Source organism: uncultured Roseibium sp., from assembly GCF_947494555.1.
In the GTDB taxonomy this organism is placed as follows: domain Bacteria; phylum Pseudomonadota; class Alphaproteobacteria; order Rhizobiales; family Stappiaceae; genus Roseibium.
Map to the genome: position 1 here is coordinate 85739 of NZ_CANLVF010000003.1, position 20982 is coordinate 106720.

A 20982-nucleotide genomic window follows, 5' to 3' on the forward strand; every position below is an offset into this window, starting at 1 on the left:
TTCAGCGTCAGCTCATCCAGTTGCCGCCGTCGACATTCAATGTCTGAGCGGTAATGTATCGGGAGGCATCCGAAGCGAGAAACACGCATGGATCGGCGATATCACGGGGATCGCCCATACGGCCCAACGGAACGGCTTCACCAACTTCTCGCTTTTTCTGGCCGCGGGGCTTGTTCTCATATTGGGAGAACTGCGCGTCAACGACGTCCCACATCGGGGTGTCGATGACACCCGGTGCAATGGCATTCACGCGAATGTTGTCAGTTGCCAACTCGAGCGCCAGCGATTGTGTGATCGAGATGATCGCTGCCTTGGTTGAACAATACAGTGTGATGTTGGGTTCGCCACGACGACCGGCCTGGCTTGAAAAGTTTATGATCGCGCCGCCGCCGCGCTTTTTCATGAACGGTATCACCGCCTGACAGGCGAAGATTGTTCCTCCAACATTGACGTCATATTGGCGGCGGTAGTCTTCTGGCGTGATCCTGTCGATAGAGGCCATGTTGAAGATACCCGCATTGTTGACAAGGATATCAATGCCACCCAACGCGTTTTCGACCTGTTGTGCGTTGTCCGAAAGCGCGTCGAAATCCATCACATTCATTTCGACAGGCAGGCCGCCAATGGCCTGTGCCGTTTCTGCGGCGTCATCCTCGCGCAAATCGGCAACAGCAACTTTTGCACCAGCATCGGCCATTGCCTCGCAAACTGCGCGACCGATCCCACGCGCACCACCGGTCACGAGAGCAACTTTTCCATCGAGCGTTCTCATGACATGCGCAACCCTTCGGAATTGAATTTGTGGATTTGGGAAGAATTCGGCGTCAGGAAAACGGTGTCACCGTGCTGTACTGCGACGTCCCCAAGTGCCCTCACGGTCATCGGGTCACAGCCCGGAATGCCATGGACATGAATGAACGTATCTGACCCCAGATGCTCGGCCACGCCGACAGTGCCCCTCCAGGGGCCATCGGTGGTTGAAACATCAATATGTTCCGGTCTGACCCCGATTGTCTGCGCGTCGTGGTTCTCGGCCCCGGCCCCTTCAATGAAGTTCATCTTGGGGCTGCCAATGAAGCCCGCTACGAACTTGTTGCGCGGCGTTCGGTACAGCTCCAACGGGCTACCCACCTGTTCGATCACGCCTGCGCGCAGAACGACGATCTTGTCGGCCATGGTCATGGCCTCGACCTGATCGTGGGTCACGTAGATCATTGTCGTGTCGAGTTTTTTGTGAAGCTCGGAGATTTCCATGCGCATTCCGACCCGCAACGCGGCGTCAAGGTTCGACAACGGCTCATCAAACAAAAACGCTGCGGGTTCGCGCACAATGGCCCGACCTATGGCAACACGCTGACGCTGACCGCCGGAGAGTTGACCGGGACGTCGGTCCAGGTAATCTGTCAGGTTGAGCGCCTTGGCCGCCGCAGTGATCCGCTTGTCCTGCTCTTCTACACTCATCTTCGCCATTCGCATGGGAAAGGCGATGTTCTTGCGCACCGACATATGCGGGTAAAGCGCGTAAGACTGGAATACCATCGCCAAACCACGCTTGGCAGGTGCGGTTGCGGTAGCATCTTCGCCGTCAATTTCGATAATGCCCGACGTTGTGTCTTCCAGACCTGCGATGAGACGCAAGAGTGTTGATTTCCCGCACCCGGACGGGCCGACAAAAACGACGAACTCCCCATCATCTATTTCAAGGTCCAATGGTGGAATGACTTCCACATCACCAAATTTTTTTTGAACCTGCCTCAGCTGAATGCGTCCCATTTTCTTGTTCCTTACTTCACGGCACCGAAGGTCAGTCCCCGGACGAGTTGTTTCAGGCTGAACCAACCCATGATCAGAATGGGTGCAATAGCCATGATTGAAGCGGCACTCAGCTTGGCGTAGAAGAGTCCTTCAGGGCTGGAATAGCTGGCGATAAATGCAGTCAGCGGTGCCGCATTTGCGGCCGTAAGGTTGATCGTCCAGAAAGCTTCGTTCCAGGCGAGAATGATGTTCAGGAGAACTGTCGACGCCATGCCGGGGATCGCCATCGGTGTCAGTACGTAAATGACTTCATCACGCAGTGACGCCCCATCCATACGGGCGGCTTCCAGAATTTCGCCCGGAATTTCCTTGAAGTATGTGTAGAGCATCCAAATGATGATCGGCAAATTGATCAGCATCAGAACGATCGTCAAACCAAGACGAGTGTCGAGCAGGTTGAAATCCCGGAAAACCAGATAGATTGGCACCAACACACCAACCGGTGGCAACATCTTGGTCGACAACATCCACATAAGCACATTCTTGGTGTGTTTGGATGGAACAAATGCCATTGACCACGCTGCAGGTATCGCAATCAAGAGGCCCAAAAACGTGGATCCGACGGAAATAATGACCGAGTTGGAGAAATGCTTGAAGTAGTCAGATCTGGCCTGAACCGTCCCAAAGCTATCGGTTGTCCAGCCACTTCCGAACAGGATCTCCAAAGGCGCCCGGATCGCATCTTCTTCGGTCTTGAACGCCAGGATCAGGATCCAGAGGATGGGTATGAACATCAGGAAACCGAGCGTTCCAGCGATTGCGGTGTTGGTGACCTTGGCTTTGGTCGAGATTGCGCGTGCCATGATCGATCTTCCCTCAAGCGTCCAGATTCTTGCCGATCATCCGCATCAGGAAGATCGCAACGATATTGGCGAGGATGATGGCGATGACGCCACCGGCGCTTCCCATGCCGACGTCAAATTGCAAAAGCGACGAGACATAGATCAGATAGGTGAGGTTTGTCGTCGCGGTGCCCGGACCACCATTGGTGGTCACCAGGATTTCGGCGAAAATCGACAATAGAAAGATCGTCTGGATCAGGATGACCACCGTTATCGCCCGGGCCAGGTGCGGTAACATGATGAACCAGAATCTGCTTCCCCAACCGGCCCCATCCATTTCAGCAGCTTCCAATTGCTCCTGATCGAGCGACTGGAGTGCTGTCAGGAGGATCAAGGTAGCGAATGGCAGCCACATCCAAGACACGATGAAGATGATCGATGCCAACGGGTATTGGCCGAAGAAGTCTATGGGCTGGAATCCGAGGCTTGTAGCAAGATTGCCAAATATGCCGTTCACGGGGTTCATGAACATGTTCTTCCAAACAAGCGCAGAAACGGTTGGCATCACAAAAAATGGTGCGATAACCATGATCCGTATAAGTCCGGTCGCAAACATGGGCTTGTCCAGCAATAGCGCAAAGCCGATGCCACCGATCGTTGTGACGCACAAAATACCGCCAACCATCGCCAGCGTGTTCGTGATTGCGGCCTTGAAACTCGGGTCCGTGACGAACCAGTAGTAATTCTCCCACCCTGCAAAGGGCGTTGTCCCCGGCTGCAATAGGTTGTAGCGCAGGAACGAGAAATAAACCGTCATACACAACGGGATGAGCATCCAGCCGAGGAGTAACAGAACCGCAGGCGAGATCATCATTCGTGCAGCGGATCTTGACGCTTTCGTAGACATGCGTTTCGCCCTCCCAAGTCGAATTGCGCTGCCGCATTTGAGAAAAAATCCAAATCAGATCTTTGCCAAAACGCCCCAAAAAAGCTTTTCCGGGAACTGAAAGGGCCGAGGCACGTGACCCCGGCCCATCCAGGGAGGCGGTTACTTGATGTAACCTGCTTTTGTCATTTCGCGGACGGCGAATTGCTGGCTATTGGCAAGCGCCTGCTCGACTGACTGTTGACCGGCCAGAGCCGCAGCAACCTGTTGGCCGACATAGTTGCCGATGCCCTGAAACTCAGGGATCGCGACGAACTGGACACCCGTGTAAGGCACCGGGTCACGGGTCGGATCTGCCGGGTCTACAGAGAAGATCGCATTCTTGATGGTCTCCGCAAAAGGCGCTGCTTTCAAAAGTCGCGGGTCTTCATGGACGGAGGCACGTGTGCCGCTCGGCACGGCGACCCAGCCTTTGGTTTCGCCCACCATTTCGAAGTACTCTTTGGACGTTGCCCATTTCAGGAAGTCCTTGGCGGTGTCAGCTTTCTGAGAGCTTGCAGGGATAGCGAGAGCCCAGGACCAGAACCAGCCGGTTCCCTTGTCAGTTTCCTGCTTGGGTGCCTGGAAGAAGTCTGTAACGTCTGCAACCGAGGATGTCTCGGGATTGCGCACATCATTTGCAGCCGAGGTTGCGTCCACCCACGTCGCGCACTTGCCGTCCTTGAACAGCGCACGGTTTTCGTTGTGACCATTGCCGGAAGCGCCCGGAGGGCCATAGTTGGTCATCAGGTCGACATAGTAGGTGATCGCAGCGTTCCACTCGGGGCTATCGAGTTGGGGGTTCCACTCCATGTCGAACCAGCGCGCACCGAATGCATTGGCAAGGGTGCCGACAAAGGCCATGTTCTCGCCCCAGCCAGCCTTGCCGCGCTGACATGTTCCGTAAACGCTGTTGTCCGGATCATGGAGCTTGGCCGCCATTTCCGCGAACTCGGTATAGGTGGGCTGCCCTGTGGGGGCTTCAATTCCGGCCGCTTCGAAGAGGTCCGTCCGGTAAAACGTGAACGAAGTCTCGGAATAGAGCGGAACAGCATAAAGCTTGCCGTCCGCAGAAAGACCGTTTCGAACCAACTGAAAAATATCTTCCAGATCATAATCGGGGTCGTCAGCGAAATCGTCCAGCGGTGTCAGCCAACCGTTGGCGCCCCAGATCGGAGCCTCGTAAGCACCGATGAACATGATGTCGAACGAACCACCGTTCGTTGCGATGTCTTGAGTAGTTCGTTGACGAAGAACATTCTCCTCCAGAACGACCCAGTTGATTGTATTCCCGGTCGCCTGTTCCCATTGCGGTGCAAGCTCCTGCATAACGATCATGTCAGCATTGTTGACCGTAGCGATCGTGATTTCTTCCGCCATAGCCGCGGATGTCATCCCGGCTACAAGTCCGAAGCTGACTGCCGTGCTAAGCAGTGTGCGTTTTATAAACATCTTCGTCCTCCCAGTTTTACACATGTAAAAGATTGCATGGGAAATGCCGGGGGTCAAGAAATTTTTTGCACATGTAAAAAAATGATTACGCGTTTTCCTGTTCCGCGAGCACTCAGGTGGATTCTCGAATCCTGAGCGCCGCTTCCTTCAGAACTGCGACCGATGCATCGTCGCGTTCTCCTCGGATGCGCTCCAACAACATGCGAACACCAGCGTCGCCGATGCCTTCAATGTCTTGTGCGGCGGTGGTGATGGCCGGAAACATGAACTGGCTCAAAGGGTGATCGTCGTGTCCGGCGATCCGCAGGCCGCTTCGACGCTCCGGGTTTCGCGCAAACAGTCCGTGTTTGTTTGCGCCACGTATCGCTCCGATTGCTATGCGGTCGTTCGCGCAAAGGATCGTGTCCGACGTGTATTTTTGGCGGCTGAACTGCTCATCCATGATACCGAGGCCATAGGCCTCGAACTGCCAGGATTCATCTGCGCTGCCGGATTCAATAAACCTCGGTTCATACCCCAATTCATGCATCTTGGCTTGATAGGCGTCCTGGCGTTCTATGGCATTTGAGTTCACGCGGGGCATGCTCAGAAATACAGGCGGCTCGCCAGTCCGGCAAAGATAGTCGACGATTGCCGCAATGCTTTGCGCATTGTCCGTCCCAACGAAATCCGAGCCTTGAATCTCCACCGCAGGGCGTGAATCAGTAAAGACAATAGGAAAATCCTCGCGCGCCAATTGAAACGCCTCTGTCGAGCTTTCCAGCCCAAGGGGCGCAATTATGGCGCCATCCGCACTCATGGACCGCAGTCGCGCGACGGCTTGGGCCTCGCCTGTCGCATTGCCGTTCGAGCTCTGAGTAATCACAGTATATCCCGCGTCCCTTGCGGCCCGTTCGATGGCTTCCAGTAGGCTGGTGAAAAACAGGTCCTTATAGTGCGGAATGATCACACCAATCAGGCCGGAGGACTTTCGGTTCTGTCGAGTCGCTATGAAGTTGTAAACATAGTCCACTTCAGCTAATCGCTCTTTGATTTTCCGCGACGTCGATGGCTTTACCGTCGATGGATCTTGAAAATAGCGCGAAAGGGTTGGGCGAGAGATGCCGATAGCCTCGGACAGCTCTTTCATCGTGGCAATTTTTTGTTTGGCTTTCACCATCAAAAAGATCTCCTTCCAGCGAAATTGCTATCGTATTCTTCAACTTTTTTAAAGTGAGAAGCTAATATTTTGACACATGTAAAATTATGGTCTACACCTTCCCCGAAAAGGAGGAAGGCATGTCTCAGACAAGAACCATTGCGAGTGTGGGGGAAGTACTTGTCGAGTTTGTTTCCCACCGGCGCAACTGTTCACTGGAACTGATTTCAGACTATTCAGGACCTTATCCCAGCGGCGCTCCTGCCATATTTCTTGATCAGGCCGCCCGGATGGGCGCTCGTACTGAGATGATCGGTGGTGTGGGTCGTGATGGCTTCGGTCGGAGTGTCGTTAAGCGATTGAATGCGGATGGCGTCGGCACCCGGGGCATTCAGTTCTCGGAAAACCGCAGTACCGGTGTTGCCTTCGTTTCATACTATGACAGTGGTGATCGCGACTTCATCTTTCATTTATCGGGAACGGCCGCTGATCAATTCGAAACGCCTTTCTCTCTTCTGGATCCGGCACAAACCATCCTCCACGTTTCTGCTTCGTCGCTTGGCGCCGAGACGATGCGCAGCAAGATATTGGCAGCTGTTCGACAAGTTTCCGCCGCAGGCGGTTGGATCACATGTGACCCCAACGCTCGTCCCGAACTGATGAGTGATCCTTCTGCAGTGGGCGCTATCCACGAAGTAATGGACTGCAGTTATTGTTTACTTCCAAGTACCAGTGATCTTCGGTTTTTGTTTCCCGATTTATCTGAAGAAATCGCCGTGAACCGGCTTCTAGACGCTCGCGCCGAGATCATCGTTGTCAAACGAGGCGCAAGCGGTGCCACGGTTGTCGGACAAGGCGAACGGTTCGATTTCCCAGGGCACGACGTGAATGAAATCGACCCAACGGGCGCCGGTGATTGCTTCTGCGGGACTTTTGTCTCGCTGATTTCACAAGGTGTTCCTCTTTTTGAAGCAGGGCAGAAAGCTAACGCTGCAGGTGCCATCGCCGTGACACGGCGAGGCCCAATGGAGGGTAACTCCAGCCCGGGTGAAATTAAAAGATTGCTTGAAAGCGCCAAGCCCAAGGAGTTCACAGCATGAGCCTCGTTCATGACCTGATCGCCCGAAACCGCAGTGGCGACCCCATTGGCCTGCCGTGTTTCTGCACCGCGAATGAACATGTACTGCGTGCGGTTCTTGCCTATGCTGCCGAAACGGGATTTCCCACGGTGATCGAAGCGACCTGCAATCAAGTCAATCAAGACGGGGGGTACACGGGTATGACACCCCGGTGCTTCATGGGGTGGCTAAGCGGCATGGCAAAAGAGGCTGGTGTTTCGATGGACAAGCTGATCCTTGGTGGTGACCACTTGGGCCCCAATCCGTGGAAATCGGAGCCCGTCGCACAAGCCATGGAAAAGGCGCGCGAGTTGGTGAAACTCTACGTCGAAGCAGGGTTCACGAAAATTCATCTGGACGCCAGTATGGCTTGTGGCGGCGAACCAAATCCAAGCTTCGGTGAGATCGCGAAACGCGCGGCCGATCTTTGCGCAACTGCAGAGGCTTACGCACCAGATCCGGACAAACTAATATACATCATTGGCACCGAGGTTCCGGTTCCCGGCGGCGAAACCGAAGAACCTGAAACACTGGATGTCACATCTGTTGCACGATTCCATGAAACCATTCAGACGCATCGCGACGCCTGGGCGGAAAGAGGATTGGATGCCGCCTGGCAGCGCATCGTTTCAGTGGTCACCCAACCTGGAGTGGACTTTGGTCACACGTCGGTCTTCCCATTCGTCCCGGACAAGGCCCGTCCACTCAGCGAAGCGATTTTGTTGGAAGATGGACTGACCTATGAGGCGCACTCGACAGACTATCAGTCAACGGCTGCCTTGACCGATCTGGTCAAGAACCACTTCTTCTTTTTGAAGGTAGGTCCGGAACTGACGTTCAGATTTCGGGAAGCCGTCTGGGCCCTGGTCTCCATCGGAGAGCAGCTGGGGTCTGGCAAGTCGTCACGGCTCAGAAACATAATAAACGACCGAATGAACGAAGCCCCCTACTACTGGCAAGACTACTACAATGGCAGCGATGAAGAACTTAATGTCCTGAAGATCTACAGCTATAGCGACCGTATCCGGTATTACTGGGCGGATGCCGAGGTTGCCGAAGCACTGGATGACCTGATTGAGACACTCAGCATCAAATTAGCGCCGGAGACGGTCGTATCCCAATCATTTATGGGGCTCGAATTCGGTGAGATGCCTAGTTCGCCGCGCAAACTGATTGAGCAGCATGTTCAACGTTGTGTTGATCGCTACTTTGAGGCTGCTGGACAAAATGCTCACCCATAAAATTGACCGGCGATGTTTAGGGGACGATCCGTGCGTCAAATTTCCGGTTCGTCCAATAACCGCACACAGGTGAATTGAACTGCTCCGAGATTTTTCGGCACCTGGACGAGATCGGGTCTGGAGACTGTTGCGGTCGCGAGTTTGAACCGAAAAAGGTACTCGAGACGGCCTTAGTTGGCTCCGCCCCGAATGTAATCAGATGTGCTGATATAGACCAGATTGCCCTCGCCCGCATTGTAGGAACCACAATCGAGCGTGCAGATATCCGGGCATAGTTTTTCGATATGCGACAGCCGCGCTGATGGGCTGATCAGGTCCGTGCCTTCCTGCAATGGCAGCGGGTCATCGCCTCCGAACACGGCATCGCCCCCCATTCCGGCGGTAAGGTTGATAATCACATCGCGGTTTCGATTTCTGATCCTTTCGACAACCTGCTGGTACAAGTCGGCATCGCGCGAGCCTGCACCGCTGTCCGGATCGCGCACATGCAGGTGGACAATCGCTGCACCCGCCTCGGCGGCCGCGAGCGCAGAGTCTGCTATCTCGTCGGGTGTCACCGGAACAAGTGAGCTTCTTTTGGGGCCGTCACCGGCCCCTGTGACCGCGCAGGTGATAAAGGTTTTCGACATAAAGGGCCTCGTTACGTTTCAGTGGTAAGGAACCCATTCAACGCCGCAAGCGCGTCGTCCGGAGCTTCCTCGGGAATGAAGTGCCCAGACGGCATCGGCGCGAATTGCGCCTGTTCACACCAGGCCCGCCAGATACGCTCCACGTCGAAGTGACGACCGACAACACCTCGCTCGCCCCACATCACAAGAGTCGGACACGCGATTTTCTTGCCAATATCCCGATCTGCCTGATCATGTCGGCGATCAATATGGAACCCTGCCCGGAAACACTCGCACATCGCGGTTATGGCGTCTGGTGTTGCGTTTGCCTCCAGGTAAGCCCGCAAGGCGTGCGTGTCGTAGTTCACGGCCTTGTCGGACAAGCCCGTAAGGATCAGCCTCAGGAAAGCCTCGGGGTTCCCTGCGATCAGCGTTTCCGGTACTGGATAATCCTGCGTCAGAAATGAAAAGTAGAAATAGTCCTGGGCGATTTGGTCATTCGAATTTTCGTAGAAATCCAGCGCTGGAATAATATCCATTACGACCAGTCGAGTGACATTCTCCGGATGATCGAGTGCAAGGCGTCGCGCCACCCTCGCTCCTCGGTCATGGGCAACGAGTGCAAATTTGTCGTGCCCGAGAGTCCGCATGACCTCCAACTGCTCGGTAGCCATTTCGCGCTTCGTATAAGCGTTTTGGAGAGGATCATGGCTGGGTTTGTGTGTTTCGCCGCGCCCCCGGATATCCGTCAATATCACCGTAAAACGGTCGGTCAACTCGGGAGCGATCTGGTGCCAGCACAGATGTGTCTGAGGATCGCCATGCAGCATCAGCAGCGCAGGACCTGTCCCACCAATAAGTACGAGTACCTTGCCACGAGCCGTCTGCATCCAGCGCCGCTCAAACTCCGGAAGTAGCTTTGCGTCGGCCTCTTCAAAGGCTGTCATTGATCCACGCCTTGAAGTCGGCCACGACGGCTTCGTCGCGTTGAAAGAAAGACCATCGCCCGATTTTTCTGACGCTCAGAAATCCTGCGCGGCGCAGTAATTCCAGGTGACGGCTCACGGTCGGCTGCGCCATTTCGAGCTTTTCGGTCAGCAAGGTGACGCAGACGCCGATCTCGGACGGCTTGCCCGTAACTTGATGTGAAAAGTGGGCATCTGGTTCTGAAAGCCAGCTTAGAATGGAAAGCCTCACATCACTGGCAAGGGCTTTCGATTGTTCGAGTCGATCGGTCATAACCTCATATACATAGTTATAAAGCTATGAGTCAATGTATTGATTTTCGTCAGTCAAGGAATGGGACTCTCCAGGATGCTCAAGAGCGGTCGTTCGTGCTTGGTGCAGCAACAAGTAGAATGGGCTCGCAGCTAAACTTTGTTGCATTTGATACGAAAGGCCACTTTGACCCCTCGTTTCAAATATTCATCCGTTTTACCGCCCCTCAAAATACCGAGGCGCTCGATGCGGAGAGGATGAATTCGCCGGTCTGGTGGCAGGCGAATGTTTTTTCAAAGACCCAGGATCGTCTGCCGCGTCGGAGCCGCTACCAATCAGCTAAAGGCCGCGTGACGGCTTTCGCAAAGCTGTCCGGCAAGTCGCTGCCTCGGGCAGCAAGGCTTTCTGACTTCCATGCGCTTGAGAGATCCTGGGCTACAAAACGTATGCACATGATACAATTGAGACACCTCTCAAGTTCTACTGGATACATAGGGTTCCTAACTGTCCTCCATCAGCAATTAGGTTGAAACCAGACCGAGATGGAGAAAGAAAATGGCTTGGTACGCGAAGTTTGATGGAGTTGACGGCTCGCTGGATGCGACAGAAAACAGGCGGGATAGCGCCACCCAAGGCGTTTCGAAAGAAGGTAACAAGGGTGGACAAGTCGAAACTACATGGAAAATCGAAGAAGGTGAGGCCTACGTAAAACCGCTAGAGCTCGCCGCCGGTGATGTTGGCGCGGAAACAACACTCGCACGCGGGAAAGCCGTTATCGAACCTGAAACCCTTCAGGTGTTTGAAATGGAAACGGTTGACCAGTTCAACTTTGCCGTTGGTGGTATCGACACGCAGCCCGCGTCAGACGGCATCAACAAAAACGAAATGGTTGACATCCCGGTCCCCATGGAACCGGAAACAACGACACAGGCTGCGGACTTTACCGTATGGCGCGACAGTTTGGGCGTCGGCACGGAACCCGAAGCAATAGTGCCGCACTACACACAGTTTGATGATATTTTGTTCTAGATCGCCCTATCACAACAACGCATAAGCTTGGGACCACAGATTGGTTCTTCTCCAGGCGATGCGCAATGCGGTCAGATTTCGCGCCGCGCAATTTGTTTGAGCTGCCCGCCAAAGGGCGGCTCAACAGCGTTTTGCAAAGATGCATTCAGGTCCTGCAATTGCGTAGGTTCTTTGTTCGCACTGTCATTCCCAATTCTCTCTGAAACGAAGTGGTTCGCCGCGAGTGGCCTGCCGGCTGAACCACATGATCGGTGAGCGCGTGGAGCCGGTCACACATGCGGCCATTGACGCCCATTTTCAAAAAGATGTTTCGGCCGAATGACAGTTAGAAGAAAGACATTTCAATGACCCAGGACTTCAGCGAACCCGAGTTCAGCACTGGCCAAATCTCGACAGACCGCATGGGTTCGCGGCCAGACACCAAACCTGACCGGAATGCCGCTTCCGCTGAAAGCGGCCACTCTGCAAATGGGCCAGCAACAAATGCACCCCAGTCCTTTGATTACGAAGAACACATGGAGATTGGAGTGCTGGTCGCTTTGCTTCTGCCCGCGGTTCAAGCTGCGCGTGAGGGAGCGCCTTCCGACGCCACGGCGCAGTCTTTGGTAAACACCGGGAGCTTTGCTTTTTTGCCTCACCTGGAAGGAACCCACGAAAACGATCCACGCGAGGATAACGATGGCACAACATATCCGGCCGGTGGGACCGGTGATTCCTTCCATTTCCGCGCATTGGTGAGCGGAGAAACAACAGGGCCGTACCTGCGCCTTGAGCGGGAAAACGAAGTCCCGGAACATTCTGATCAGAGGATTTTTGACGACGAAGCAACGTCCGATCCGGCGATGGCCAGCCTTACGGACAGCATCATATTTGCTTGAGAAGCCTGCAGGAATGTCGCCCGACCGGGTTCACTCTCGATTTTGCATTGGGTTCGGACCTTTGCCTCGCTCCCTTTCACTTCGCAGTCGTTTCACCGCAGCCAAGCCAAAGCAAGAACACGAAGGCCTGCGTCAATGGCCGGGAGAGCTGCGGCGAAGGCCGCACGCTTTGGCAGAGCGTCTCCCTTGTCACCGCAAAAGGGTTGGAAATGAAATTGAAGGTTTACACAGCGGGCATCGCGCTGACGATGTTTGTCAGTTCTGCTGCCATTCCGTCGGAGACACATCTCACGCTTGAAGACTGCATTTCTGCGCCAGAAGTGCCTTGTGTGGATATCATTGTCAATCAGCTTCTAGCGGGCAGTGACAGCCATCCGGGGTCTCCCGCCAACGGTGAACACGCAAACCGGATCGTGAATTTGCTCGCGCTGACGCCGCGTCTCGAACAAGCCGAGCAAGTGGCATATTTGTTGCCCGATCAATTTCGCGAGAGCGTACTTGGGACAATTGCCACCCACTATGCCGAACTGGGGCAGCTTGACGAAGTACGCAGGCTTATGCGGATGGTTCAGGATATCGAAACCCGAGATTACATCCGGTTTGCAATTGCCAAAACCGAGATCGCGCTTGGTAACGAGGATGTTGCCGGGGTTTTGGTTGGTGCAATCGAGAGTCCCTCGATCCGCGACGATGCTCTCAGCACCCTGGCTGCCAGCCTTATTGATGCTGGCAACTTTGATGGTACGTTCGAACTCAGCAGGTCGGTGAGCAACCCGATTGTCCGTTCTTTTGTTCTTTGCCTTATCATTGCGTCCGCGACGGAGCCGGAACACATCAAACGCGCCATCGGCCAGGCGGATCAGATAAAGGACCCGTCGGATCGGGTCAAAGGGCTGGTGCAACTCGCTGCGTTTCTTGCTTCCCATGAATGGCAATCTGAAGCCCTTGAGCTTTTCGCCAGGATCGAAAAAGATCTTGAGCACCTTCAGATCAGCGATGATGAAAAGCAAAATCTGCAAGAAATACTAAACGGGCGGCTGATCGAGTTGGGCTTCCTCGACATGGCTATTCCTGCAATAGCTCGAGTGCAGAATTTAGATACACGCATCAACTTGCTGACTTATGTCGCGCACCACTACACAATATATGGCGAAACGGAAAAGGCAGAGGCGTTTTATCGGCAAAGCCTTGACCTTGCGCGCGCAACCTCGGACCCGCGTGCGCGTGATGAGCAACTCGCCTACATTCTTCCCCGCCTGTCGCTTGCCGACATCGCCCTTCGTGAGCAGGCCCACACATTCGCAGATCTGATCGAAGACCCGAAGCGCCGCGGCGAGTTGCTTCGAATTCTCGCTCTGGAGTTCGCAGCGCTCGGGCAGTTCGAACTTGCCGAGAACCGTCTTCGTTCAATCGATGATCCGGCGATACGTATCGAAGGGCTTATGACCCTGTCCAGGGATCTCGCCCAGAGCTCCATGACAGCACGAGCTCAAGCCATTTTCCGGGAAGTCGTTGAAGAAATTGAAACCGGCGGCAGTTTTGCGACGCTGCACATTGGGACGCAGCAGGAAATCATAAAGACAGCAAACCAACTGGGCGCTTTTAGGCGTGCCAGGGACTTCGTTTTGCAGATCAATGAGCCGAATACCAGAATTATTGCCTTGTCGGAAATAGCCCTTGCCACACTTGAGGCGGGCGATGAGCAAAATGGCAGAGCCTGGCTGCACGACGCGGCACGTGAAATTGACCAGGTTATTGGTGCCATGCAGCGCATCGATCTGGCTTACAGACTGGCAATTTGGTCCGAACACATTGGAGACCTGCGCGAAAACAGCACAATCCTACAGATGATCAAGGACGATGAGTTGCGCCAGCTTTACCTTTATGAAGTTGCCCGGCATTGGCTGACCATCGAAGGTCGCCAACAAGATGCGCGTGAACTTGTCGACCGGTTCGGTTCGAGCGACGTGAGAAAATCCATTCGCGAACGCGAGATAGAAAACGCTTTGAGGAAAGCACTGAGGCTTGAAAGCGGCCAGGAATAGGAGCGCAGCTTTCCCAAAATCACGCAGCCTTTGCAGCGCTGCCGGCTATTGAGAGACGCGCACGCATTCGTCACATGAAGGTCCCTAGAGTCCGTACCCTAGCCTCCCACAGACATGCGCTTCTGGAGACCAGTCGCCACATCGGAGTTAAGCGCTATGCATATCCATATCGTGCACGCCCATCCGGAAAAGACATCCTATAACAATGCACTTACCGAAGCGGCTTTCGAACATCTTGCGCATGCCGGTCACAACGTTACGAAAAGCGACCTCTACCTGGAACAGTTTGATCCGGTTGAGCGAGGTGCCCACTATAAAAATCGTGCTGATCGAGACGTATTCGCGGCCCTTAACGAACAACGGCATGCGTCCGGAAACGATACGCTTCCGATAGATGTGCACCGTGAGATCGAAAGCCTGCGAAGCGCCGATCTTCTGGTCCTGCAGTTTCCATTATGGTGGCATGGCCCTCCGGCAATCCTGAAGGGCTGGATGGACCGCGTGTTTGTGAACGGCGGCCTTTTTTCCAGCCGGATGCGTTACGATACCGGTTATTTCAGCGGCAAGCGGGCATTGGTATCCGTTACGACCGGTGCACCACAAAAGGCATTCGGTCCAGGCTGCCGCGGCGGCGATTTTGAGGTCATGCTCTGGCCTTTACACTATTCCTTGCACTACACGGGCTATTCCGTTTTGCGGCCCTTTGTTTCCTACGGAATTCAGGGTCACGGATACAGTTACGAGCGCGAAGATTCGCTGCGCGTCAGACTGAAACAGAACCTGTCCGCCTGTCGTGGTTACCTTTCCAAAATTGATGAAATCGAGCCGCTCAAGTTTCCGGGATGGTCTGACTGGGATGAAGACGGACGCGCCTTAACCTGACCGCAAATTCGAAAACAGCGCCTCGAACTTTTCTGAATTATTCAAACTTTTGTGTGCCCACCAAATAAATGGAGTCCGTATTTTGGCACCTGATCTGACTAGAAAAATTATTCTCGCATCTTTGTTTTTGGTATTCGCTGCAAACAGCGCACTTGCGCAAAGCAGATGTCCTACGATTTTTTTCGGTTACTCAAACCACAAAACGTGCAACGAGCTGCTGCGCGATAGAAAAGATAAAGACAAAAACGAATTGACGGCTTCAACCGATCTTCGCGTGGCTGAAAAAGCGGCGGATCCAAGCGCAAACGACTGCGCAGTCCGCGCGAAAGAGAAGAGCAAAGACAGCTTAAGCGGGCTTCCGATCAAGAAGTGAATGGCAGATTTGCCGAAAAGCCCGGTCCGGGCACTCGATGGAATGCCGGCATCGTACCCAGCGAATTTTGGGGCCTCGTTCGGCTGGGCCGTGACCTCACTTGGTTTGACATATCCGAGCGATGAATGCGGCCTGCTTCGATAAATGTGAGTGTTGCGCCTGCCGTGACTACAACTCGTTACAGATTGACCCGGCGCTGGCATATGTCTGCGACGTTGTGATTGTACAAACAAACGAAATTGCTCCTCAAACCGTGAGTGGTTTCATGCCAAACAGCACTGCGAAATTCTTGACCATTTGCCTTCTGATCCAATCGCTGTCGGGCGCCGCTTCAGACCCGGTCGCCGCTTCCAGCGAAAGCGCAGCCCTCAGAGACATAAGCAAAATTCAGGTTGATGAGCGCCGGCTGACAGAGGCTGTCGCATCGAGAACACTGACGTGGCTGACGGGAAGCCCGGCGAACAACGACTACATTTCCGTCGGTCGTCTGGCCAATTTTTTCGGCTTCGTGGGACTAAGAGTTGCAAGTGGGCACGGCCTCAAGCGAAGCGAGGTCGCCCGCGAAACATTGTCGGTGTTGAACGAGCAGCAACGCAGACAAATGATGTTGCTGGTGCAGGCGCAGAAGGACGCATTGGAAAAAGCTCATACAGCGCGCCGGGAGATGAACCGTGCGCTGGAAGGGCTGCTCGCATTTGAACCCGTCAGCAGGGAGCAGTTTCTTGACCTCGGGCGTGACTACGGTGCGCATGAGGCGGAGCTCGGGCGCGTGCTGGCGCAAACGTTTGGCGACATTGCTCAAACGCTCTCAACCGACCAACAGCGGGCGCTGACCGGCATCCGCACGACGCATCTGTCTGGCGAAGCACGCCATGGCAACGGCGGTGGCGATCTGAAGTTGAGACTTTCAAAAGAGGACAAGAAAGAGCTTGTGAATCTTACGGCCAGGTTCCTAAGCTGGACGACCGGATCGCAGGAGTTCAATGACTTTGAAGTCGTCGGCAAACCAAGTCAGCATTTTGGTTTTGTGGCGCTGCGCATGGACTCCAACCACGGTGTGAAACGCGGCGTTGTCGCAAAGGAAGTCCTGGAGATCCTCACGCAGTCTCAAAGTGACAGGCTTAGGGAAGCCTCCATCCAAAATGCAACGGAATTTCCGAGGTTTTTGGCGGTCAGAGCGCAGCTGATGCGAGTTCTGGAAATCTCATTGTCTGGCGACGTTATCGATCCATCTCATGCCGCGTATCTCGGGGCTGAGATTGGGGAAATCGAGGCAAGAATGACCTGGTCTCAAGCCATGGCAATGCTGGATGTCAGAAACAGCCTCTCGGAATCCCAGTCGGCGGACCTCTTGGCAATGAGGGCGAAATACACCGCCAAGACCGAAGCCTCAGGTTTGGAAGATCCGATTGAGCGGGGTCGTCATCTCTTTGCCCAATGTGCGTTTTGTCATAATTCCGATAATCGACTGCCTATTGGTCCTCCGCTCGATGACATTGTCGGCAAACCGATTGCAAGCGACCCTGCCTTCAAACGCTACTCGCCTGCACTGGTCAGATACGCCAGGTCGCAAAGCACATGGACCGAAGAACAGCTGGATGCGTTTCTACGGTCACCAAAGACCCTGGTTCCCGGAACGGTCATGAGCTTCGACGGCTACGATCAAACCGAAGACCGCTCCGCGCTGATTGCCTATTTGAAGACGCGAAAGTGAGCACCTATGGGAGTTTGACCGTATGGCCAGGTACTCGAAGCAAAATGATGTCTGACCAGGTTGCGGTTAAGGCGTAATTTTCCGGTGCTGCGCTGTCACGGTACGTCGTTGGTGGAGCGTCATAATCTGACTTTGAAGAAAGAGGCAATCCAGCCTCCGGGCATGAACGGTCTACAGCTGCAGTCCAAATTCGTTTCATTCGTCAGGGAATTCAATGAGGAACGCCCTCACGAAGCGCTGGCAATGAAGGCCCGGGTAAAGTCTACAGATACTTACCAAGGCCATATCAGCACCTGACTATCCCTTTCATGACAAAGACGCGATGGTAACGGCGTACGGACGGATCTGTGCGAATCGTCGGAAGATCAATGCTTCGTCCGTACTGGCCGGTCAAAATGTCGGGATCAAGGAAGTGGAGGAAGGAATTTAGCTTATCAACGTCATGAGCTATGACCTAGGATACATCGAGCTGGAGCAGAGAACACTAGAAACAATCAACAACCCGTTCGGCACAAGGTTGTAATCCATGTCTCCGGATCGGACACAGACAACTCTATCTTTGCGCTGAAGGTCTGCCAGCACAATCCAGCTCTTATCTTCCGGAGAATATCTTTTCCGCGTCTTGCGGCGGATATTCTTCACCGTCCGGTCTGCTGCATGCCGGTGACTTTGGTTCTTCTGTCTCATACTTCTTTAGTTAATTGTTTCGCGGTCATTGTCTGAGTATAATGCAACTCATACCTGAGATCTTTGAAGGTAATTTTGAATGAAAATACGTCTAAGCCAATTGCTCATCGGCCTCTCTACTACCTTATGAACTAGCAATGAAATTTGTAGAATTAGAATTATTGATAAAATTTTATATAGTTCAAATACAACAGGCTCTATACCTACCCCCTTAATCAAGAACGATAGTTTTTCGGAGCCGATTTTCACAATTCCAAGAAAAAATACGTGAACGATGTAAGCTGAATAGGAAGCATCACCAACTCGCTTCAACCAAGCGAGGATCGAGTTATGGGGAATAATGTTTTCTTTTCTCACACTAAAGTACAATACCGTTGAAAATAGTATCGCATTTGCATAAATAAACGCCGTACTTTTGCTTTCCTCCGCGTAGTACAAACAATAGACAGTCATCGCGCCTCCCGAAAGAAGCAAGAAAAACATCGAATATTCTAAATTCCGCTCTTTGCTTCTGATGAAATGGCTTATTATGATACCGCCAATAAAGTATGGAAAGCTCAACTTGATATGGTCAAATATCATTGTGTCATATACGTAACTCACTGCAAGTAACAGACACATCAATAACATACTGAGATTTGAACCCACAGAGAAAAATAGAATTCCGAATATTGTATAGAACAATATCTCATGCTCTAATGACCAGCCTACATATATGACTGGCCACGCATCTTGAGGAAAAACGAAGAAACTCTTCAATATCCATAAAAATCTCTCGATCCCAACAAGTTGAATTACATCGCCATAGTCATTTCGAAGAATTAATGCGTGGTCCATCCCTCTAAGAATCATTGGCAAAACCATTATTGCCGAGAAAATGAAATAGAGTGGAAATACTCTCAGATATCTCTTGAGCATATAGTTTCTTAGTGAATTCTCTCGACATAGTGTTTCAGTAATGACAAAACCACTAATTACAAAAAATAATCTTACACCTAACCAGCCATAGTCATCGAAAAATGGAATAATTACGTGCTGATAGGAGATAGACCCTAAGTCAGTGTGCAATACAATTACCTGTATTACTGCTATAGCTCTTAGTATTTGTATTGATCTAAACATATTTAATTGTAATTTTCTCGCAAATTTAGAAATAAACGAGCAATAATTTCCATTGATTCTATGAATATGTGATTAATTTTGGGTATTTATTTTTTATCTTGCCATTCCACAATTTATAATAGTATCTTATATGCAGTATTTTTGTTTTATTCCTTAAGTTTACTAATTACTTTTTTCTAGTAAATTTATGCAGTTTTCGCGTGTAATTATCTTCCGCCAACTGTCCGACAGAAACACTTGACCGTGTATCATTACTGCCGAGGAGTGCTCCACCTTATTACCCCGCAAAACGGTCGCGGTTGGTGCATCTGGGTTCTGAGTGCAAGCAACCTTTGCATGCCACGGGTGGTGCGGGAGGAAAAACGCCTCGTCCCCAGCGTGATCCGTTGGCAGGTATCCATCCGGAACAATAGTAAAGCGCGGTAGAGGCAGCTCACGCGGTCGAGCGGACTGGATGCAGATTTGTCCGTGAGCGCCGGTTTATCACGTCTGCCACGAATAATTCCTCGAAACTCCGCAACCTTCATCAGCCGAACTATCATGCAGCGAGCAACATTTAGGCGATACGTTCGTCAGAAAATCGCGAAGAGCATCTCGTATCCAAACCGTTTCAAACTCAATACTTGAAACGTTAAACTGATCTAAACTATTTGTGCCTGACCCGAGACATAGGTGACAAAGCGTTCCGGACACATAGGCAACACTTTCCGTTTTTCGGGAGGTGTCGATGCCGTGGAAGGAAGTGTCCATTATGGAGGAACGTCTTCGTTTCGTGGCCGTCTCTTGGACGGGGAAGGCAAGAGCGCTGTTTGCCGTGAGTTCGGCATCTCGCGCAAGACGGGTTACAAGATCTGGAACCGCTACCCGCGGGAGAGAATGGAGGCGTTTTGCGACCGATCCCGTCGCCCGGTGCGCTACACCAATCAGTTACCGGAGCAGGTTGAGCGCCTGATTGTCCAGACGAAGAAGGACAAGCCACATTGGGGCGCCCGCAAGGCCTGTGCCCGGCTTGACCGGGTATCCGGGAAATCCTCGTCAGGAAACTTGCCGGCGATGTGCGCATTCCAGCCCAAAGCACGGTGCATGCCGTGCTCGGCCGCCACGGTCTTGTCAAGCGCGCCCGCAAGAGGCGGCGCGCCAGCAAGGCCGAAGGCACGGCTCTGTCGGCAGGGCTCCGGCCCAATGATCTGTGGTGCGCCGATTTTAAGGGGGAGTTCAAGCTGGGCAACCGGCGATACTGTCACCCTTTAACCGTCAGCGATCATGCGTCCCGCTATCTTCTGATGTGCGAGGCCTTTGATACCACGAAAGAAAAGCCGGTCATCGAAGCCTTACTGGCTCTGTTTCGAGAGCGTGGTCTGCCGTCGTCCAGCCGGACCGACAACGGCTTGCCCTTTGCCTCGCCGAACGGGCTCTATAACCTGTCCAAGCTATCGATGTGGTGGTTGCGTCTGGACATCAACATTGAGCGCATCAAACCTGGTCACCCGCAGCAGAACGGCCGCCATGAGCGCATGCATCTGACACTGAAGAAAGAAGCGACCCGGCCTCCAGGCATGAACAGTCTCCAGCAGCAGGCCAAGTTCGACACTTTCCTCATAGAGTTCAATGACGAACGTCCGCACGAAGCTCTGTCAATGAGAACACCGTCTGAAGTCGACAATGCCTCGGTAAGGGCCTATGACGGCCTGCCAGACTTGGACTATCCGTTCCACGACCGGGACGCCCTGGTCACCGCTAGTGGACGCATCTGCATGTACAGAAAGAAGATCCATGTCTCCACCGTCCTGGCGGGTCAGAGGCTTGGCATCAAGGAATTAGAAGATGGAATTTGGCTGCTCAGCTTCATGAGCTATGATCTGGGATATATCGATCTGGAGCAAAGAACACTACAGACAATCGACAACCCGTTCGGCACGAGGTTGCAACCCATGTCTCCGGTACAAACTGTTACC

18 protein-coding genes and 2 pseudogenes are annotated in these 20982 nt (G+C 53.0%); 10 read left to right on the plus strand and 10 right to left on the minus strand.

Annotated elements, in window-relative coordinates:
- Nucleotides 1-7 precede the first annotated feature (7 nt).
- From Q0915_RS15160 to Q0915_RS15185, 6 genes are all read right to left on the minus strand, one after another.
- Complete coding sequence (locus tag Q0915_RS15160; RefSeq protein WP_299474995.1) at nucleotides 8-772, minus strand: L-iditol 2-dehydrogenase; 765 nt, start codon at nucleotides 770-772, stop codon at nucleotides 8-10.
- Entirely contained in the window at nucleotides 769-1773 is a 1005-nt protein-coding gene (locus Q0915_RS15165) for an ABC transporter ATP-binding protein (RefSeq protein ID WP_299474998.1), read from the minus strand. Before Q0915_RS15165 ends, Q0915_RS15160 begins: the two co-directional genes overlap by 4 nt.
- 11 nt (nucleotides 1774-1784) lie before the next feature.
- Complete coding sequence (locus Q0915_RS15170) at nucleotides 1785-2618, minus strand: carbohydrate ABC transporter permease (protein ID WP_299475001.1); 834 nt, start codon at nucleotides 2616-2618, stop codon at nucleotides 1785-1787.
- 13 nt (nucleotides 2619-2631) lie between these two features.
- Complete coding sequence (locus Q0915_RS15175) at nucleotides 2632-3504, minus strand: sugar ABC transporter permease (protein ID WP_282047409.1); 873 nt, start codon at nucleotides 3502-3504, stop codon at nucleotides 2632-2634.
- A gap of 141 nt (nucleotides 3505-3645) precedes the next feature.
- Nucleotides 3646-4974: a sugar ABC transporter substrate-binding protein gene (locus Q0915_RS15180; protein WP_104705224.1), complete on the minus strand. Its 1329-nt coding sequence runs from the start codon at nucleotides 4972-4974 to the stop codon at nucleotides 3646-3648.
- Between the two features lie 112 nt (nucleotides 4975-5086).
- Nucleotides 5087-6133, minus strand: coding sequence for a LacI family DNA-binding transcriptional regulator (locus tag Q0915_RS15185; RefSeq protein WP_299475011.1), 1047 nt, complete (start codon nucleotides 6131-6133; stop codon nucleotides 5087-5089).
- A gap of 119 nt (nucleotides 6134-6252) precedes the next feature.
- Between Q0915_RS15185 and Q0915_RS15190 the strand changes: the two genes are divergently transcribed.
- Nucleotides 6253-7212: a sugar kinase gene (locus tag Q0915_RS15190; RefSeq protein WP_299475014.1), complete on the plus strand. Its 960-nt coding sequence runs from the start codon at nucleotides 6253-6255 to the stop codon at nucleotides 7210-7212.
- Nucleotides 7209-8471 (plus strand): class II D-tagatose-bisphosphate aldolase, non-catalytic subunit, encoded by a 1263-nt coding sequence (locus Q0915_RS15195; protein ID WP_299475017.1) that lies wholly within the window; start codon nucleotides 7209-7211, stop codon nucleotides 8469-8471. Before Q0915_RS15190 ends, Q0915_RS15195 begins: the two co-directional genes overlap by 4 nt.
- A gap of 176 nt (nucleotides 8472-8647) precedes the next feature.
- Here Q0915_RS15195 and Q0915_RS15200 read toward each other — a convergent pair.
- From Q0915_RS15200 to Q0915_RS15210, 3 genes and pseudogenes are all read right to left on the minus strand, one after another.
- A pseudogene (locus Q0915_RS15200) lies at nucleotides 8648-9100 on the minus strand (3-keto-5-aminohexanoate cleavage protein); the annotation flags it as partial.
- Nucleotides 9101-9111: 11 nt separating this feature from the next.
- The gene (locus Q0915_RS15205; RefSeq protein ID WP_299475020.1) at nucleotides 9112-10026 is read right to left on the minus strand and encodes an alpha/beta hydrolase; all 915 of its coding nucleotides are present in this window, start codon (nucleotides 10024-10026) and stop codon (nucleotides 9112-9114) included.
- Nucleotides 10013-10318: a metalloregulator ArsR/SmtB family transcription factor gene (locus tag Q0915_RS15210; RefSeq protein ID WP_299475023.1), complete on the minus strand. Its 306-nt coding sequence runs from the start codon at nucleotides 10316-10318 to the stop codon at nucleotides 10013-10015. Before Q0915_RS15210 ends, Q0915_RS15205 begins: the two co-directional genes overlap by 14 nt.
- A gap of 534 nt (nucleotides 10319-10852) precedes the next feature.
- Between Q0915_RS15210 and Q0915_RS15215 the strand changes: the two genes are divergently transcribed.
- The 7 genes from Q0915_RS15215 to Q0915_RS15245 all read left to right on the plus strand — a co-directional run bounded on the left by Q0915_RS15215 (nucleotide 10853) and on the right by Q0915_RS15245 (nucleotide 17515).
- Complete coding sequence (locus Q0915_RS15215; protein ID WP_299475026.1) at nucleotides 10853-11326, plus strand: hypothetical protein; 474 nt, start codon at nucleotides 10853-10855, stop codon at nucleotides 11324-11326.
- Between the two features lie 344 nt (nucleotides 11327-11670).
- A complete protein-coding gene (locus Q0915_RS15220; RefSeq protein WP_299475029.1) occupies nucleotides 11671-12204 on the plus strand; it encodes a hypothetical protein in 534 nt (177 codons plus the stop codon).
- Nucleotides 12205-12419: 215 nt separating this feature from the next.
- A complete protein-coding gene (locus tag Q0915_RS15225) occupies nucleotides 12420-14249 on the plus strand; it encodes a hypothetical protein (protein WP_299475032.1) in 1830 nt (609 codons plus the stop codon).
- A 156-nt stretch (nucleotides 14250-14405) separates the two neighbouring features.
- Complete coding sequence (locus Q0915_RS15230; protein ID WP_299475035.1) at nucleotides 14406-15131, plus strand: NAD(P)H-dependent oxidoreductase; 726 nt, start codon at nucleotides 14406-14408, stop codon at nucleotides 15129-15131.
- Nucleotides 15132-15213: 82 nt separating this feature from the next.
- Nucleotides 15214-15504 (plus strand): hypothetical protein, encoded by a 291-nt coding sequence (locus Q0915_RS15235; protein WP_299475038.1) that lies wholly within the window; start codon nucleotides 15214-15216, stop codon nucleotides 15502-15504.
- Between the two features lie 265 nt (nucleotides 15505-15769).
- A complete protein-coding gene (locus Q0915_RS15240; protein WP_299475041.1) occupies nucleotides 15770-17218 on the plus strand; it encodes a hypothetical protein in 1449 nt (482 codons plus the stop codon).
- Nucleotides 17219-17380: 162 nt separating this feature from the next.
- Nucleotides 17381-17515, plus strand: coding sequence for a hypothetical protein (locus tag Q0915_RS15245; RefSeq protein ID WP_299477019.1), 135 nt, complete (start codon nucleotides 17381-17383; stop codon nucleotides 17513-17515).
- Between the two features lie 438 nt (nucleotides 17516-17953).
- On the opposite strand, the gene Q0915_RS32105 is transcribed toward Q0915_RS15245, so the two are convergent.
- Nucleotides 17954-19027 (minus strand): acyltransferase, encoded by a 1074-nt coding sequence (locus tag Q0915_RS32105; RefSeq protein ID WP_366525289.1) that lies wholly within the window; start codon nucleotides 19025-19027, stop codon nucleotides 17954-17956.
- 727 nt (nucleotides 19028-19754) lie between these two features.
- On the opposite strand from Q0915_RS32105, the pseudogene Q0915_RS15250 reads away from it, so the two are divergent.
- Nucleotides 19755-20964 (plus strand): annotated as a pseudogene (locus tag Q0915_RS15250) (integrase core domain-containing protein); the annotation flags it as partial.
- Nucleotides 20965-20982 lie beyond the last annotated feature (18 nt).

What these genes read in the sequence shown, in the direction of transcription:
- Q0915_RS15160 (WP_299474995.1), bottom strand. Translation starts at nt 772, where the DNA reads ATGAGAACGCTCGATGGAAAAGTTGCTCTCGTGACCGGTGGTGCGCGT.
- Q0915_RS15165 (WP_299474998.1), bottom strand. Translation starts at nt 1,773, where the DNA reads ATGGGACGCATTCAGCTGAGGCAGGTTCAAAAAAAATTTGGTGATGTG.
- Q0915_RS15170 (WP_299475001.1), bottom strand. Translation starts at nt 2,618, where the DNA reads ATGGCACGCGCAATCTCGACCAAAGCCAAGGTCACCAACACCGCAATC.
- Q0915_RS15175 (WP_282047409.1), bottom strand. Translation starts at nt 3,504, where the DNA reads ATGTCTACGAAAGCGTCAAGATCCGCTGCACGAATGATGATCTCGCCT.
- Q0915_RS15180 (WP_104705224.1), bottom strand. Translation starts at nt 4,974, where the DNA reads ATGTTTATAAAACGCACACTGCTTAGCACGGCAGTCAGCTTCGGACTT.
- Q0915_RS15185 (WP_299475011.1), bottom strand. Translation starts at nt 6,133, where the DNA reads ATGGTGAAAGCCAAACAAAAAATTGCCACGATGAAAGAGCTGTCCGAG.
- Q0915_RS15190 (WP_299475014.1), top strand. Translation starts at nt 6,253, where the DNA reads ATGTCTCAGACAAGAACCATTGCGAGTGTGGGGGAAGTACTTGTCGAG.
- Q0915_RS15195 (WP_299475017.1), top strand. Translation starts at nt 7,209, where the DNA reads ATGAGCCTCGTTCATGACCTGATCGCCCGAAACCGCAGTGGCGACCCC.
- Q0915_RS15205 (WP_299475020.1), bottom strand. Translation starts at nt 10,026, where the DNA reads ATGACAGCCTTTGAAGAGGCCGACGCAAAGCTACTTCCGGAGTTTGAG.
- Q0915_RS15210 (WP_299475023.1), bottom strand. Translation starts at nt 10,318, where the DNA reads ATGACCGATCGACTCGAACAATCGAAAGCCCTTGCCAGTGATGTGAGG.
- Q0915_RS15215 (WP_299475026.1), top strand. Translation starts at nt 10,853, where the DNA reads ATGGCTTGGTACGCGAAGTTTGATGGAGTTGACGGCTCGCTGGATGCG.
- Q0915_RS15220 (WP_299475029.1), top strand. Translation starts at nt 11,671, where the DNA reads ATGACCCAGGACTTCAGCGAACCCGAGTTCAGCACTGGCCAAATCTCG.
- Q0915_RS15230 (WP_299475035.1), top strand. Translation starts at nt 14,406, where the DNA reads ATGCATATCCATATCGTGCACGCCCATCCGGAAAAGACATCCTATAAC.
- Q0915_RS15240 (WP_299475041.1), top strand. Translation starts at nt 15,770, where the DNA reads ATGCCAAACAGCACTGCGAAATTCTTGACCATTTGCCTTCTGATCCAA.
- Q0915_RS15245 (WP_299477019.1), top strand. Translation starts at nt 17,381, where the DNA reads ATGAACGGTCTACAGCTGCAGTCCAAATTCGTTTCATTCGTCAGGGAA.
- Q0915_RS32105 (WP_366525289.1), bottom strand. Translation starts at nt 19,027, where the DNA reads ATGTTTAGATCAATACAAATACTAAGAGCTATAGCAGTAATACAGGTA.